The organism is Bacteroidota bacterium (genome assembly GCA_017303975.1).
GTDB lineage: Bacteria > Bacteroidota > Bacteroidia > JAFLBG01 > JAFLBG01 > JAFLBG01.
In genome coordinates this window covers 1-14,819 of sequence record JAFLBG010000036.1, presented here as the reverse complement: position 1 = coordinate 14,819, position 14,819 = coordinate 1, and the positions used below count along the sequence as shown (strand labels likewise).

The 14,819-nt window shown below is 35.6% G+C and carries 13 protein-coding genes; 8 read left to right on the top strand and 5 right to left on the bottom strand.

Annotation, left to right across the window (positions count from 1 at the left end; all coding sequences use genetic code 11):
* Positions 1-6: 6 nt before the first annotated feature.
* Positions 7-1,605, bottom strand: coding sequence for a peptide chain release factor 3 (locus J0M08_11415; GenBank protein MBN8703666.1), 1,599 nt, complete (start codon positions 1,603-1,605; stop codon positions 7-9).
* 38 nt (positions 1,606-1,643) lie between these two features.
* Positions 1,644-2,744, bottom strand: coding sequence for a redox-regulated ATPase YchF (ychF, locus tag J0M08_11410; protein MBN8703665.1), 1,101 nt, complete (start codon positions 2,742-2,744; stop codon positions 1,644-1,646).
* A gap of 209 nt (positions 2,745-2,953) precedes the next feature.
* On the opposite strand from ychF, the gene J0M08_11405 reads away from it, so the two are divergent.
* The 5 genes from J0M08_11405 (at position 2,954) to J0M08_11385 (ending at position 10,455) form a co-directional block, all read left to right on the top strand.
* Positions 2,954-4,276, top strand: a complete 1,323-nt coding sequence (locus J0M08_11405; protein MBN8703664.1) for a tetratricopeptide repeat protein — start codon at positions 2,954-2,956, stop codon at positions 4,274-4,276.
* 212 nt (positions 4,277-4,488) lie between these two features.
* Positions 4,489-5,355 (top strand): RNA polymerase sigma factor RpoD/SigA, encoded by an 867-nt coding sequence (locus J0M08_11400; GenBank protein ID MBN8703663.1) that lies wholly within the window; start codon positions 4,489-4,491, stop codon positions 5,353-5,355.
* A gap of 101 nt (positions 5,356-5,456) precedes the next feature.
* Positions 5,457-6,938 carry a glyceraldehyde-3-phosphate dehydrogenase gene (locus J0M08_11395; protein MBN8703662.1) on the top strand — a complete coding sequence of 494 codons (1,482 nt, stop codon included), beginning with the start codon at positions 5,457-5,459 and terminating at the stop codon, positions 6,936-6,938.
* A gap of 153 nt (positions 6,939-7,091) precedes the next feature.
* Complete coding sequence (locus J0M08_11390; GenBank protein ID MBN8703661.1) at positions 7,092-9,359, top strand: aconitate hydratase; 2,268 nt, start codon at positions 7,092-7,094, stop codon at positions 9,357-9,359.
* Positions 9,352-10,455: a DUF4421 family protein gene (locus J0M08_11385; protein MBN8703660.1), complete on the top strand. Its 1,104-nt coding sequence runs from the start codon at positions 9,352-9,354 to the stop codon at positions 10,453-10,455. The genes J0M08_11390 and J0M08_11385 overlap by 8 nt, the downstream gene beginning before the upstream one ends.
* Here J0M08_11385 and J0M08_11380 read toward each other — a convergent pair whose 3' ends face one another.
* On the bottom strand, positions 10,456-11,532 hold the full coding sequence (locus tag J0M08_11380) for an endonuclease (protein ID MBN8703659.1): 1,077 nt from the start codon (positions 11,530-11,532) through the stop codon (positions 10,456-10,458).
* 95 nt (positions 11,533-11,627) lie between these two features.
* Between J0M08_11380 and J0M08_11375 the strand changes: the two genes are divergently transcribed.
* Both J0M08_11375 and hemE read left to right on the top strand, forming a co-directional pair.
* On the top strand, positions 11,628-12,500 hold the full coding sequence (locus tag J0M08_11375) for a hypothetical protein (protein ID MBN8703658.1): 873 nt from the start codon (positions 11,628-11,630) through the stop codon (positions 12,498-12,500).
* A gap of 2 nt (positions 12,501-12,502) precedes the next feature.
* Positions 12,503-13,519, top strand: coding sequence for a uroporphyrinogen decarboxylase (gene hemE, locus J0M08_11370; protein MBN8703657.1), 1,017 nt, complete (start codon positions 12,503-12,505; stop codon positions 13,517-13,519).
* A gap of 136 nt (positions 13,520-13,655) precedes the next feature.
* On the opposite strand, the gene J0M08_11365 is transcribed toward hemE, so the two are convergent.
* Both J0M08_11365 and J0M08_11360 read right to left on the bottom strand, forming a co-directional pair.
* Positions 13,656-13,895: a hypothetical protein gene (locus tag J0M08_11365; GenBank protein MBN8703656.1), complete on the bottom strand. Its 240-nt coding sequence runs from the start codon at positions 13,893-13,895 to the stop codon at positions 13,656-13,658.
* Between the two features lie 111 nt (positions 13,896-14,006).
* Positions 14,007-14,315: a hypothetical protein gene (locus J0M08_11360; GenBank protein ID MBN8703655.1), complete on the bottom strand. Its 309-nt coding sequence runs from the start codon at positions 14,313-14,315 to the stop codon at positions 14,007-14,009.
* Positions 14,316-14,520: 205 nt separating this feature from the next.
* On the opposite strand from J0M08_11360, the gene J0M08_11355 reads away from it, so the two are divergent.
* The coding region (locus J0M08_11355; GenBank protein ID MBN8703654.1) for a hypothetical protein at positions 14,521-14,819 on the top strand (299 nt) is incomplete at its 3' end.

Sequence of the window (14,819 nt, the reverse complement as noted above, 5' to 3'; positions counted from 1 at the left end):
TGTTACCTACAACATAGACTCTACCTTAAATTCAGAGGTTTGGTGGAACGTAATATCCGGATAATCTTGTTTTGTCATATTTAGCGACCATGGGCTTTCTGCAAAAAATACGGCATTCCCTTCTTTGTCATATCCAATTTGAGAATGCTTGCGTTCAATAAATTTTTGCAACATTGCTTTGTCATTAGACGTAACCCAACACGCCTTATGGAAGTTAAGTTGCGAGAAATTACATTTAGCGCCATATTCATGTTGTAATCTAAATTGGATTACCTCGAATTGAAGTTCTCCAACTGTTCCTATAATTTTTCTGCTGCCGGGTTCTTGTAAAAAAAGTTGCGCAACACCTTCTTCGGTAAGTTGTCTTACACCTTTGTCAAGCTGTTTGGCTTTAAATGGGTCTGCATTTATAACCTCTCTGAATAATTCAGGCGAAAAGCTCGGAATACCTTTGAAGTGTAGTTTTTCGCCCGAAGTTAGAGTGTCTCCAATTTTAAATTGACCTGTATCGTACAGTCCAATTACGTCTCCCGGAAAAGCTTCTTCTACTAAATTTTTATCTTTAGCCATAAACGTTACCGGATTGGCAAATTTTATTTTTTTGTCTAATCTGGTGTGGTAATAAAAGGTATTGCGTTCAAAGTATCCGGAGCAAATTCGCAAAAATGCAATTCTGTCTCGATGGTTGGGATCTAAATTGGCATGTATCTTAAAAACAAAGCCTGAAAATTGAGGTTCTGAAGACAAAACCTCTCTTTCTGCTGTAAATCGAGTTCCAGGGCTTGGCGCAATTTCTAAAAATGTTTCAAGTAGTTCTTGTATTCCAAAATTGTTTATTGCACTACCAAAAAAAACAGGCGCTACCTGCCCATCTAAATAATCTTGAATATTGAGCGGGTTATAAACGCCATCAATTAGTTCTACATCTTCGCGTAATTTCTGTACATACTCTTCTTTCAAATAGTCATTAATTTCATCGGTAAATATGTTGTCCAGTTTTATATAGTTATCTACAATTTTTGTTTTGTTTTCTTCAAACAGATTTAGCTTTTTATGGTATAAGCTATATACCCCTTGGAATCGAGCGCCTTGATTAATTGGCCAGGATAGCGGTCGTACTTTAATATTTAGTTTTTCTTCGAGTTCATCCAATAAATCAAACGGGTCTTTACCCTCTCTATCCATCTTATTTATAAAAATGATAACAGGGGTGTTGCGCATTCTACATACGCTCATCAGTTTTTCCGTTTGCTCTTCTACACCTTTTACACAATCAACTACTAAAATAACACTGTCAACCGCTGTAAGCGTTCTGTATGTATCTTCGGCAAAATCTTTATGACCGGGTGTATCTAAAATGTTTACTTTTTTTCCTTTATACTCAAATGCCATTACAGATGTAGCAACAGAAATACCACGCTGTTTCTCAATTTCCATGAAATCGGATGTGGCAGATTTTTTTATTTTGTTGCTCTTTACTGCACCTGCTGTTTGAATTGCACCTCCAAAAAGCAAAAACTTTTCTGTAAGTGTAGTTTTTCCTGCATCCGGATGGCTAATAATAGCAAAGGTTCTGCGCTTTTGTATTTCTGTTTCTAGTTGCATAATTGATAACTATTGGGGCATATTTCTATTTAAATCAATTATACATTAAATCTAAAATGCATTAAATCCCCATCGCTTACTACATATTCCTTGCCTTCAACACCTAGTTTGCCGGCATCTCTGCAAGCAGCTTCGGAACCTAGAGTAATAAAGTCGTTATATTTTATTACTTCGGCTTTTATAAATCCTTTTTCAAAATCTGTATGTATAACGCTTGCCGCTTGTGGAGCTGTCATGCCTTTGTGTATAGTCCATGCGCGAACTTCTTTTACGCCAGCTGTAAAGTAGGTTTGTAGGTTAAGCAGTTTGTAAGCCACTTTTATCAACTTATTTACACCCGGCTCTTGTAATGCCATGTCTGCAAGAAATAATTGTCGCTCTTCGTATGAATCTAGCGCAGCAATTTCTGCCTCCATTTGTGCTGTAATGTATAAAACCTCAGCGTTTTCATCCTTAACCGCTTCTTTTACCAGTTCCACATACTTATTTCCTGATTTAACGGAGGCCTCATCTACATTGCAAACATATAATACAGGCTTAATGGTAAGCAAATGGCAATCTGCTAAATGATCCAAATCTGCCCCCGAAATGTTTGCTGAACGAGCCGATTTTCCTTGATCTAAGCATTGTTTTACTTGCGACAATACATCATATGCTTTTTTTGCATCTTTATCAGTACCTGCTTTTGCGAGCTTTTCAACTCGTTTTATTTTGGCTTCTACTGTCTCTAAATCTTTTAATTGAAGTTCTGTGTCAATTATCTCTTTATCACGAACCGGATTCACAGATCCATCTACGTGCACAACATTGGGGTCGTCAAAACAGCGCAGCACATGTATAATAGCATCTGTTTCGCGAATATTTGCTAAAAATTTATTTCCCAATCCTTCGCCTTTGCTAGCACCTTTTACAAGGCCTGCAATATCCACAATTTCAACGGTGGTAGGCACTACACGTTCTGGCTTTACTAATTTTTCAAGTTCGGCTAAACGTTCGTCCGGAACAGTAATAACGCCAATGTTAGGCTCTATTGTACAAAAAGGAAAGTTTGCCGCTTGTGCTTTTGCATTCGTTAAACAGTTAAATAAAGTTGACTTTCCAACATTGGGTAAGCCTACAATTCCACATTTTAATCCCATAAATAAATAATAAAATTCAAAACACTAAATAAGAAATTCTAAATAATACACAACCATAAAACAGATTGCGAGTCGGCAAATATAAGCAGTTTGATGAGATTCAAGAAAATGGGTGTAAATATTGCCGTTTGGTCTGTTTTAATTGCAATTAATTTGATAATTTGCGTATTACGTAAATTCTTTAAACATTTATGTCCTAAAATTCGTGTATGATACGTTTGTTTGTGCTTGTTTGTGTGTTTTTTTATTCATTTAGTTTAGCGTTTGCTCAAACAGAAAAAGCATATATCACTGCTGCACAAGCGCATATTCAAAAAGGCTTCTACAACGATGCTATTATTGAGCTTAACAAGGTACTTGCTCTAAATTCAGAAAATGTAGAGGCTAATCTTATCATGGCACAAGCAAAAAATGCTATTGGAGATTACATGGGCGCGCTTACGCATGCAACCAAAATCTCGCATATTAAATCTCCTGAAGTATACAGTGTAAAAGGATATTCTTTATTTCATTTGTATAGATTTAATGAATGCATTCCTTTGCTAGAAGAGCTAATCAAGCTAAAATCTGCTAAAAGAGAGGATTATTTGATGCTTTCAAAAGCTTATTTTAGGCTTAAAAAGAGGGAAGAGGCAACATCAACACTTACTAGATTAATAGATTCTGATAGAAAAAACGAAAACAATTATTTAGAGAGAGCCAAATTGTATTATCTAACAGATAAATACAGCCAAGCAATAGAAGATTGCAATAGGGCAATAGATTTGAAAAAAGATTTTGCCGAAGCATTTTATTACAGAGGTGCATGCAAAGACGAACAAAAAAAGTACGAGGCCGCTATTCTTGATTACGATAAAGCAATTGAACTAAAGCCTGATTTAAGTGATGCCTACACAGACAGAGGGTTAGCACGAAGTAAAACTAAAGATAAAACAGGTGCTATTAATGATTTTAATAGAGCAATTCAGCTTAATGCAACAAGCGCATCTACATACTACAAGCAAGGTTTATCCGAAATTGATAGCAAAAATTTTAAAGCTGCAATTAAAAATTTTAATAAAGCAATCGACTTAAAGTCGGATTATCACGAAGCCTTTTACAAGCGAGCACAAGTGAAAATTATTGTTGGCGAAAACAACACTGCAATGCTTGATTTGGATCATGCAATTAGGGTAAAGCCTGATTATGTAGAGGCGTACAATGCGCGCGGTCTACTAAAAGAGCAGCTTAAGAATACGATAGCCGCCAAAGATGATTATACAAAAGCTATTGAGTTAGAGCCAAATTATGCAGAAGCCTTTTATAACAGAGGTGTATTAAAGTTTAAACAGGACGATTATTCTGGCGCAATAGATGATTTTTCAAAGGCCATTGATGCAAATGTAAATTACGGAGATGCCTTCTTTAAGCGAGCCAGCGCACGATTCAACCTTGGCTACAAAAAAGATGCCTGTGAAGATTGGTCCAAAGCCAAACAGCTAGGCAACAAAAATGCCGAGGAAAATTTAAAACAATATTGCACAAAAAAGTAACAGGTTCATTCTTGTTCAAAATCTTTTTAACAATTAGCTAATTTAGTTTTATCAGTGATAACGGGGTGTTCGGTCAAATCAATGTTGTTCACATGTGTATTGTAGAAAACTTTTTCAGTTATTTTCAAAAATATATTGACTTGCTTTGTTTGTTCGAGTAGCTTTGCTGAAATGCTTTTGTAAATTAAAAAATATTCTTATTTTCGCCCCTTATGAGACAACTGAAAATTACCAAATCAATCACTAACCGAGAAAGCGCATCATTAGATAAGTATTTACAAGAAATTGGCAAAGAAGACCTCATCACAGCAGAAGAAGAGGTAGAGTTAGCCAGAAAAATCAAAAAAGGAGACCAAGCTGCACTAGAAAAATTAACCAAATCAAATTTGCGTTTTGTGGTATCTGTTGCAAAACAATACCAAAATCAAGGATTAAGTTTACCCGATTTAATTAATGAAGGTAATTTAGGTTTGATTAAAGCAGCTCAGCGTTTTGATGAAACTAGAGGTTTTAAGTTTATATCTTATGCCGTTTGGTGGATTCGTCAGTCAATTCTTCAGGCTTTGGCAGAACAATCTCGTATTGTTAGATTACCATTGAACCAAGTTGGATCGTTAAATAAAATTAACAAAGCATTCTCTAAACTAGAGCAAGAATACGAAAGAGAGCCTAGTGCGGATGAGCTTGCTAAGATATTAGACATTCCGGAAGACAAGATTGCTGATACCATGAAGGTGTCTGGACGTCATGTGTCTATGGACGCTCCATTTGCAAGCAACGAAGAAGGTAGCTTAATCGATGTATTGGTAAATCATGATTCGCCTCGTGCAGATAGTTTATTGATTTCAGAATCACTTCAACGAGAAATAGAACGTTCTTTATCAACACTTACAGACAGAGAAAGAGATGTTATAAAACTATTTTTTGGAATTGGCCAAAATCATGGATTAACACTAGAAGAAATAGGTGCTAAATTTGATTTAACAAGAGAACGTGTTCGTCAAATAAAAGAAAAAGCAATAAGAAGATTGCGTCACACATCAAGAAGCAAGCTATTAAAAGCATATTTAGGTGAATAAAATCATAGTTTAAAAAATGTCAACAAACCGCAAAAACAAATTATACGTTTTTGCGGTTTGTTTTTTATATTCAATGCCTGAAATAAATAAAATAGTTAAAGATGAAATCAGAAACCTTAGAAGCTAAAAACGTGGATTTAAAAAATAATTACGAAAATCAATTAAATGGTTGGATACAACAAGAACGCTCTGCCATCGATTTGGTGGGGATTGTAGGTGCTTTATGGTTAGAAAAATCAGTAGAGCTGCTCATCTTTAGAAATCAACTATACGATAGAAGCGCAAGCGAAATAATGAATTTGCATCAATATGCAAAAGACATTGTTAGGAAGCCTATCAATGTAAACGATACTCTTTTGCTCGCACAAGAACTTAAAAAACTAGATTTGGTTCCTTCTAGAATCGACATTGGAAAGTTAGGAGCAGAGTGGCAACACGAACAGGCTAATTTTAAAACAGTAACTGATTTTGTAACAAACAAGCTAAAAGATTTTATTGGTAAAGATGCTCCAACCATTACCCCTAAAGATGTTGTTTTGTACGGATTTGGTAGAATTGGACGCTTGGCAGCAAGAGAACTTATTGCTCAGGCCGGAAAAGGAGAACAGTTAAGGCTTAGAGCCATTGTTACTCGTAGCAATAGTGATGAGGATATTGTAAAGCGTGCCGATTTGCTTCGTAAAGATTCTGTACACGGACCATTCCCGGGAACCATAATTGAGGATTTTGAGAAAAAAGCGTTGATTATAAATGGACACACCATCTATATGATTGCTGCAAGTAACCCTGCCGAAGTTGATTACGAAGCATGGGGTATTAAAAATGCACTATTAATTGATAATACAGGTATTGCCAGAGATAGAGATGGATTGAGTAAGCACTTAAAATCGAAAGGAATTGGCAAAGTATTGCTTACAGCGCCTGGCAAAGGCGATATTCCAAATATTGTTTATGGAATTAATCAAACAGATTATAAAAAAGAAGAGCAAATTTTTTCGGCAGCCTCTTGCACAACTAACGCTATAGTTCCTGTTTTGTCTGTAATTGATAAATCACTTGGAATTGCTCGTGGACATATCGAAACCATTCATTCTTACACAAACGACCAAAATTTATTAGATAACTATCACGATAAATACCGTAGAGGTAGAGCGGCAGCAATAAACATGGTTATAACTGAAACTGGTGCTGATAAGGCAGTAGCTAAGGTTTTACCTCAACTAAGCGGAAAAATAACCGGTAATGCAGTTCGTGTTCCTACCCCTAATGTATCTTTGGCAATTTTAAATCTTGCTATTAATAAAGAAACAACTAAAGAAGCAATAAATGAGATAATGAAAGATGCGGCCTTAAATGGTAAGTTGGTTGAGCAAATTCAATATTCATATTCAAATGAATTGGTTTCGTCCGATTGCATTGGAAATCCTTGTCCGTCTATATTTGATAGTCCTGCAACAATTGTTAGCAAAGACCAAAAGAATGTATCGCTATATGTTTGGTACGATAATGAGTATGGATATACTCGCCAGGTAATTCGATTGGCTAAGCATATTTCGGAAGTGATACGGATGAGATATTATTAAGTTAACGAGTTCTATATTAGTGTCTTAAAATAGAGGTGTAAAGTTAGATCTTCACACCTCTATTTTGCTTGTATGATAGAACTTCTTGCCTTTCAGATTTATTTAAACAGTACTTTTTCTTATCTTTAATAAACTAAAAAGAACAAACATACTATGGCATTTGATCTAGAAATGATAAAAAAAGTGTATGCCAATTTACCTTCAAAAATTGAAGCTGCACGTAAACTAATTGGTCGTCCGCTAACGTTAACAGAAAAAATTTTATATGCGCATTTGCATGCGGAACAAAAAGCAGAAAAGTTTGAGAGAGGCAAATCGTACGTAGATTTTGCCCCGGATAGAGTTGCCATGCAAGATGCAACTGCACAAATGGCATTACTTCAGTTTATGCAAGCTGGACGTCCAAAAGTAGCCGTTCCTTCTACAGTACATTGCGACCATTTAATTACAGCAAAGGATGGTGCAGCAACAGATTTAGCTTTCGCCACAAAAGAAAGTAAAGAAGTATTTGATTTTTTAGGTTCAGTTTCAAATAAATACGGAATAGGGTTTTGGAAACCAGGTGCAGGAATTATACATCAAGTAGTGTTGGAAAATTACGCATTCCCAGGGGGAATGATGATTGGTACCGATTCTCATACCGTAAATGCAGGTGGTTTAGGAATGATTGCCATTGGCGTTGGTGGTGCGGATGCGTGTGATGTGATGGCTGGTTTAGCTTGGGAACTAAAAATGCCTAAATTAATTGGAGTAAAACTAACTGGAAAGCTGAATGGCTGGACAGCTCCCAAAGATGTGATATTAAAGGTAGCAGGAATATTAACCGTAAAAGGTGGAACCGATGCAGTTGTTGAATATTTTGGAGAAGGTGCAACATCTATGAGTTGCACAGGAAAAGGAACCATTTGTAATATGGGTGCAGAAATTGGAGCAACCACTTCTACATTTGGTTATGATGAATCTATGGCTCGTTACTTGAAAGCTACCGGAAGAGCGGATGTTGCTGAACTTGCGAATGCTGTAAAAGAACATTTAACTGCAGATCCCGAAGTTTATGCAAATCCTTCTGCTTATTTCGATCAAGTAATTGAAATTAATTTATCTGAACTGGAACCACATGTAAATGGGCCTTTCACTCCCGATTTAGCTACGCCTATTTCTAAATTAAAAGAGGAAGCTGTTAAAAATGGTTGGCCGTTAAAAATTTCTGTGGGCTTGTTAGGCTCTTGTACCAACTCTTCTTACGAAGATATTTCTCGTGCAGTAAGTTTGGCAAAACAAGTAGCTACTAAAAATTTAAAATCAAAGGCCGAGTATTTAATCAATCCTGGTTCTGAGCAAATACGTTATACAATCAAACGTGATGGCTTTTTGGATGTGTTTGATCAAATAGGAGCAAAGGTATTTACTAATGCGTGTGGTCCTTGTATTGGTATGTGGGATAGAATGGGAGCAGAGAAGCAAGAAAAAAATACCATCATTCATTCGTTCAACAGAAATTTTGCGAAACGTGCAGATGGAAATCCAAATACGTATGCATTTGTAGCGTCTCCAGAAATCGTAACAGCAATGGCTATTGCAGGCGATTTAACATTTAATCCGTTAACAGATACATTAACAAACGAAAAAGGAGAGCAAGTAAAACTAGATCCTCCAACAGGCGATGAATTGCCTAAAAAGGGCTTTGCTGTGGAAGATGCCGGATATCAAGCTCCTGCTGCAGATGGTAGTAAAGTAAGTGTATTAGTTGATGTTAAATCAGACCGACTTCAATTACTTGCTCCGTTTACAGCTTGGGAAGGTATTGATTTAAAAGGATTAAAACTTTTAATAAAAGCAAAAGGGAAATGTACCACCGATCATATTTCTATGGCAGGTCCTTGGCTTAAATTCCGTGGGCACTTAGATAATATTTCAAACAATATGTTGATTGGTGCGGTAAATGCGTTTAACGAAAAAACTGATAACGTTAAGAATCAACTTACTGGTGCTTATGAAAGTGTTCCTAAGGTACAACGCCAGTACAAAGCAAAACAAATTGGTTCGCTAGTAGTGGGCGATGAAAATTACGGAGAAGGTTCTTCTAGGGAACATGCTGCTATGGAGCCTCGCCATTTGGGTGTTCGTGCTGTGTTGGTAAAATCATTTGCACGTATTCACGAAACAAATCTAAAGAAGCAAGGTATGCTTGCGCTTACATTTGCTAATAAAGAAGATTACAACAAAATTCAAGAAGACGATACGTTTGATATTAATGGATTAGTTTCGTTTACTCCTGGTGTTCCGCTTACTTTGGTATTGAATCATAAAGATGGCTCAAAAGAAGAAATTAAAGTTAATCATAGCTATAATGCTCAACAAATAGAGTGGTTTAAGGCTGGAGGAGCCTTAAATATTATCAGAGCGAGTGTAAATGCGTAACACACTTTTTATGAATTGGGGTGCAAAAATTAAGTGTAAAACTATTTTTGCACCTCTTTTTTTTGTGTATTTACTTTCCTTAAATAGTCCTATTCTAGCTGCAAATATCGATTCATTGTATATTTACAAATACAATAAACTGGCAGTAAGTTTTTTTAAAACATATACTAGTTGCGAATTAGATTTTGCTCCTCAACGTCCGGATTCTTTTGCTTTACCTACAGCTTATTCAACATCGGCTTCTCTTTTTAACGGGTTTAGTTTTGATTACGATAAATTGTCTTTCTCTTTTGGATTTGCTGATAAAACAAGTACCGATTATGCCAGAAAGGGAAGAACTTTATACAATTCATTTGGTTTTTCAATTAACAGTATAAATTATCGATTAGAGTCATCCTATAGAAGATTTATTGGTTTTTATGATGAGAATATTATCAGAATGATTACTTCTAACGATTCTCTCGTTAAGCCCTATTTTCAAAATCCATCTTTACACACCACTTTAGTAAAAGTGAAGGGGATTCATTTTTTTAACAAAAGAAACAGGTTTTCGTATTCGGCCGCTTATAACAACGTGCAGCGTCAGGTAAGAAGCGCATTTACGTTTATGGGAGTAGTAAATTTATATAATTTGAATATTAATTCATCAAAGGGTATTATTCCGGTTGAAGCTCAAGCGTATTATGGAAGTTGGAAAAGTTTGAGTGCCATGAATGTTACCGGTTTGTCTATGGGGCCCGGTTTTGCGTTTAATTTTGTTTTATTGAAACGCTTGTATCTAAATTTTACACTTACAGCAGGACTGGAACTAAACAGGCTTACCTATGGTAATAATATGGAAGGGAATGCGATAGAAAAATATAATTTTGGTATAAATACCGCAGAATCGAGGTTTGCAGTAGGTTATAATGCTAGAAATTTTTATGTGTCTTATAATGTAAGAAGTGATGGTGTGAATTACAAAATGATTGATGCTAAAGTTACTACAAGTCTCATTACACAAAATTTTATAATTGGTTACCGATTTAAGGTAAGAGAGAAGGGGCCATTAAATAAATTAAGGCAAAGTAAATTGTATAATAGAGCCTTTAAATAATTACTCAATAAGTAGCTTTGCGAAGTATTGTTGGTTGGAGGTGAAAATGTTTAGATTATACAGTCCACCAGAAATGTTTTTTTCTAGATTAATTTTATACAGATCTCCATTTTTTGAAAAAGTGTAATTTTTTATTTCTTGTCCAATTGAGTTTAGTACTTCAATTTTTATAGAGCTATCAATGTTTTGCGGAAGCGAAAAAGTAAACTCCCCATTGGAAGGATTTGGAGAAATTATAATCGCCTCACGTATATTTAATACATTTTCTACTTCCAAATAAAGTGTTGAATTCCAAATGCTGTCAGCCCATTCCGGATGATCTATAAATGGATTTCTGTTGTCTTGAATTACATAAATTGCGTCATTTCTATTTATTTCTTTTGTACTAACCGGATCTTGGTGGTGCCATTTAAGTAAAAGATTTACTGCCCATTGGTTTAGCGAAGCTTTGGTGGTCATTGCAGAGCTGCTCCAACTATTATCTTCTGTGTAGTACCTGGTTGACATATAAAAATAACTGCGAGCTATATCTCCTTTGTATTCATCAATAGGTTCAAAAACTATATTGGTGTATCCTGGAAATGAGCAAAATCCAAGTTTACAGCCGTTTTGGGAGGTCCACAACCCATTTGCCACTTCTCCAAATGGATAATTTCCATGTTGTGCATTTACATAGCCATCGGTTGGATAAATATGAAATAAATCACTTTCCATGGGAGTTGCACTGTTAAACCAGCTTTGTGGCCAAGCATGTTCTCTGTTGTAGCAATCTCCCTCTCCTGCGTAGGAGCCACATTGGTCTGCACTAATAAAAGAATAGCTGTAAGGAGGTGTTCCGTTGGGCACATCCGAATAAATATCCCACACTTTTCCGTTTGATTTTTTATCTGTGTTTTTAAAATGTGTATGTAGAGAGTTGTAGGATACTGATGTATGATTGTCAATTATATTGTGCAGTGCCAGTTTCAATGGAGTCCCTGTTAATCCGGTTGCACTATTGTAATAACCACTTGGAATAGTTTGCGAAAAACACAAGTGTGTAACGAGCAAAAAGCTGATAAGCGATTTTAAATTCATAGGCTTCAAATTTCGACTAAATGAGTTTAACATACAAATGCCTGTTACTTAATGTTAATAAATGATAAAAAATTAGTAGTATTTTAGTGCTCGTTATGGTAATATACAACCCCAAAGACTGGATAAAACTTATATTCCAATTTCACAAAAGTGATACAGTAAGGATGCTTACTCCTGCAATGATTGCATTAGGCATTTATACAGGCATTTTAACATATTTAGAAATTGATTTGAAATTGTTTTCTGTAAAAAGCACAACTGTGGTTCATTCATTACTCGGGTTTGTTATTTCTTTGTTGTTGGTGTTTAGGACAAATACTGCCTACGAACGTTGGTGGGAGGGGAGAAAGCTTTGGGGGGAATTGGTAAACAACAGCAGAAATTTGGCTATTAAAATAAATGCGTTTGTACCAACAGAAATTAACAATTCTCGCAATCGCCTTGCTTCTCTGTTAGCGCACTATCCAACTGTACTTAAAGAACATTTAAGAAAAGGTGTTGATGAACTTTATTTGGAGTCAATACCTGCAATAGATGTGGCGCAGCTTAAAAAATATAAGCATAAGCCCAATGGTATGGTTAATTCAATTACACAGGAATTGTGCGAATTAAACAAACAGAAAGTCGTTTCTGATGAAAAATTATTATTATTAAACGAAGAGGTTAAAAGTCTTGTAAATGTAGCTGGCGCTTGCGAACGAATTAAGAATACTCCTATTCCTTATTCATACAGTTTGTTCATAAAGAAAATAATTTTTGCGTATGTATTTAGCATGCCGTTTGGTTTTATTCTCGATTTTAAATATTGGACTATTCCTATTGTTATATTTGTATTTTATGCGTTTGCAAGTCTTGAATTAATTGCCGAAGAAATAGAAGACCCATTTGGCAGCGATGCTAATGATTTGCCAACAGATGATTTGGCTGAAAAAATAAAGGCTAATGTACAAGAGATAATAACCTATTAGTTATGCTTAAAAATGATTTAATACTTAGAGCTGCTCGAGGAGAAACTGTCGAACGAATTCCTGTTTGGCTTATGCGTCAAGCAGGGCGAGTACTTCCCGAATATAGAGCTGTTCGAAGCCATCATAAAAATTTTATTGAGTTTGTAAAGAATCCTGAAGCTGCTTGCGAAGTAACTATACAGCCCGTAGATATTTTAGGTGTAGATGCTGCAATTATTTTTTCAGATATTCTGGTAATTCCGGAGGCAATGGGATTGCCTTATCAAATGATTGAAGCAAAGGGACCTGCATTTGAAAATACGATTAAAACACAAGCAGATGTAGATAGAATGCAAATAGCACAAGCAGGTAATTTACAATATGTGCTAGATGCAATAAAGCTCACCAAAAAAGGGTTAAATGATCGAGTGCCTCTTATAGGCTTTGCCGGTGCGCCATGGACAATTTTTTGTTATATGGTAGAAGGGGGAGGCTCTAAAACATTTTCAAAAGCCAAAAAACTGATGTACGCTAATCCTGAATTGGCGCACCAGCTGTTAGATAAAATTACACAGAGTACTATTAATTATTTAAACGCTCAAATTGATGCGGGATCAGACATGCTTCAGTTGTTTGATTCTTGGGCTGGAGTGTTAGGAGCAGACCAGTATTGGGAGTTTTCGTATAAGTACATTGATAGAATTTGTTCGGCAATTACGCGAGTGCCTAAAACGGTGTTTGCAAAAGATGCGCATTATGCGCGGGTATTCTTTGCTCAAACCAATTGCAATACCATTGGTTTGGACTGGACGGTAGATCCAACAGAATCAAGAAAAATTATTGGCAATTCGAAAACGCTACAAGGAAATATTGACCCTTGTTTGCTGTATGCAGATTTTGCTACAATAAAAAAGGTAACGACTGAAATGCTTACTAAGTTTGGCAAACATCGCTATATTGCTAATCTTGGCCACGGTTTATACCCCGATATTGAAGTGGATAAAGTAAAATGTTTTGTAGAAACTGTAAAAGGTTATTAACGTAAATAGGGGTATTGCTGTTAGGAAGGTCTTTCCCAATGTGTTTTATAGTGTTTAGACAGAAAAAATCGGAATTAAGCCCAATAAAAAAAGCCCACAAATTTGTGGGCTTTTTTTATTGGGCTTAAAAAGAAAATTATTTCTTTTCAGTAGCAGCAGCAGCAGAATCTGCAGCAGCTTTTGCTGCGTCAGCAGCAGCAATTGAATCTTGAGTTGCTTTTTCAGCAGCAGCCATAGCTTCAGCAGCCATAGTTTCAGCAGCAGCAATTGAATCTTGTTTTGCTTTCTCAGCAGCAGCTTTTTCTTCTGCGCTTGGTCCGCAAGCAACGAATGCTAACATAGTTGCCGCTGCTAAAATTGTAGTTAACTTTTTCATCTTAAAAAAAGGGTTTGTTGTTTAATTGATTCTTAAATTGGATACTAATTTAGTATATAGTGATAACTTTTTAGCCGGTTGACGGTAATCTTATCAACCGCTAAGTGTTGATTATCCTTTTCCTTGACCAGCTTTAACTTCTTGCTTTTTTGGAGCAGCAGGAGCTTTTTTAGCAGGTATTGCGGCTTTAGCAGCCTCTTCAGCAGCGGCAGTAGCAGCAGCAATTGAATCTTGAGTTGCTTTTTCAGCAGCAGCTTTAGCAGCTTCTACAGCAGCAATTGAATCTTGCATTGCTTTTTCAACAGCAGCAATTGAATCTTGTTTTGCTTTTTCCATTGCAGCTTTTTCTTCTGCACTTGGACCACATGCAACTAACGAGAACATACCCGCTAATGCAATAATTGTAAGTGATTTTTTCATAATTAGTTTTAAATTTTTGGTTAACCGGGGTCAAATATATGATTTTTTACACATATATTGGTTTGATTTTTGAAAAAAAATCGCATTTTTTTCAAAATCTTTTGGTTGTAATAAACTGGGAGGTTATTATTGCCGCTCATTTTTACAATATTGCTTAGATAAATTACCATAAAAGAAATTGTATATACATACAAAATATATAAGAATGCACGTGTTAATCTACCTTTTATTAGGTAGTGCAGTGTTGTTTTTATTTTTTTTTTTAGCTTCTTGTTCATCCACTAAAAGAGTAAAGGATAATGAATATTTATTAGTAGAATCTACTGTGGTAGATAAGAAAACCGGTATAGATAAAGACGATATAGCTGGTTATATTAAGCAAAAATCCAATAGGAAAGTCCTTAATTTTTATCCTTTTTACCTAAAAGTGTATAATATTCCTAATCCAGATAAGGTTAAATCAAAAAGAGTCAGAAAGGATTTAAAGTTTGCAAATTCAAAAAA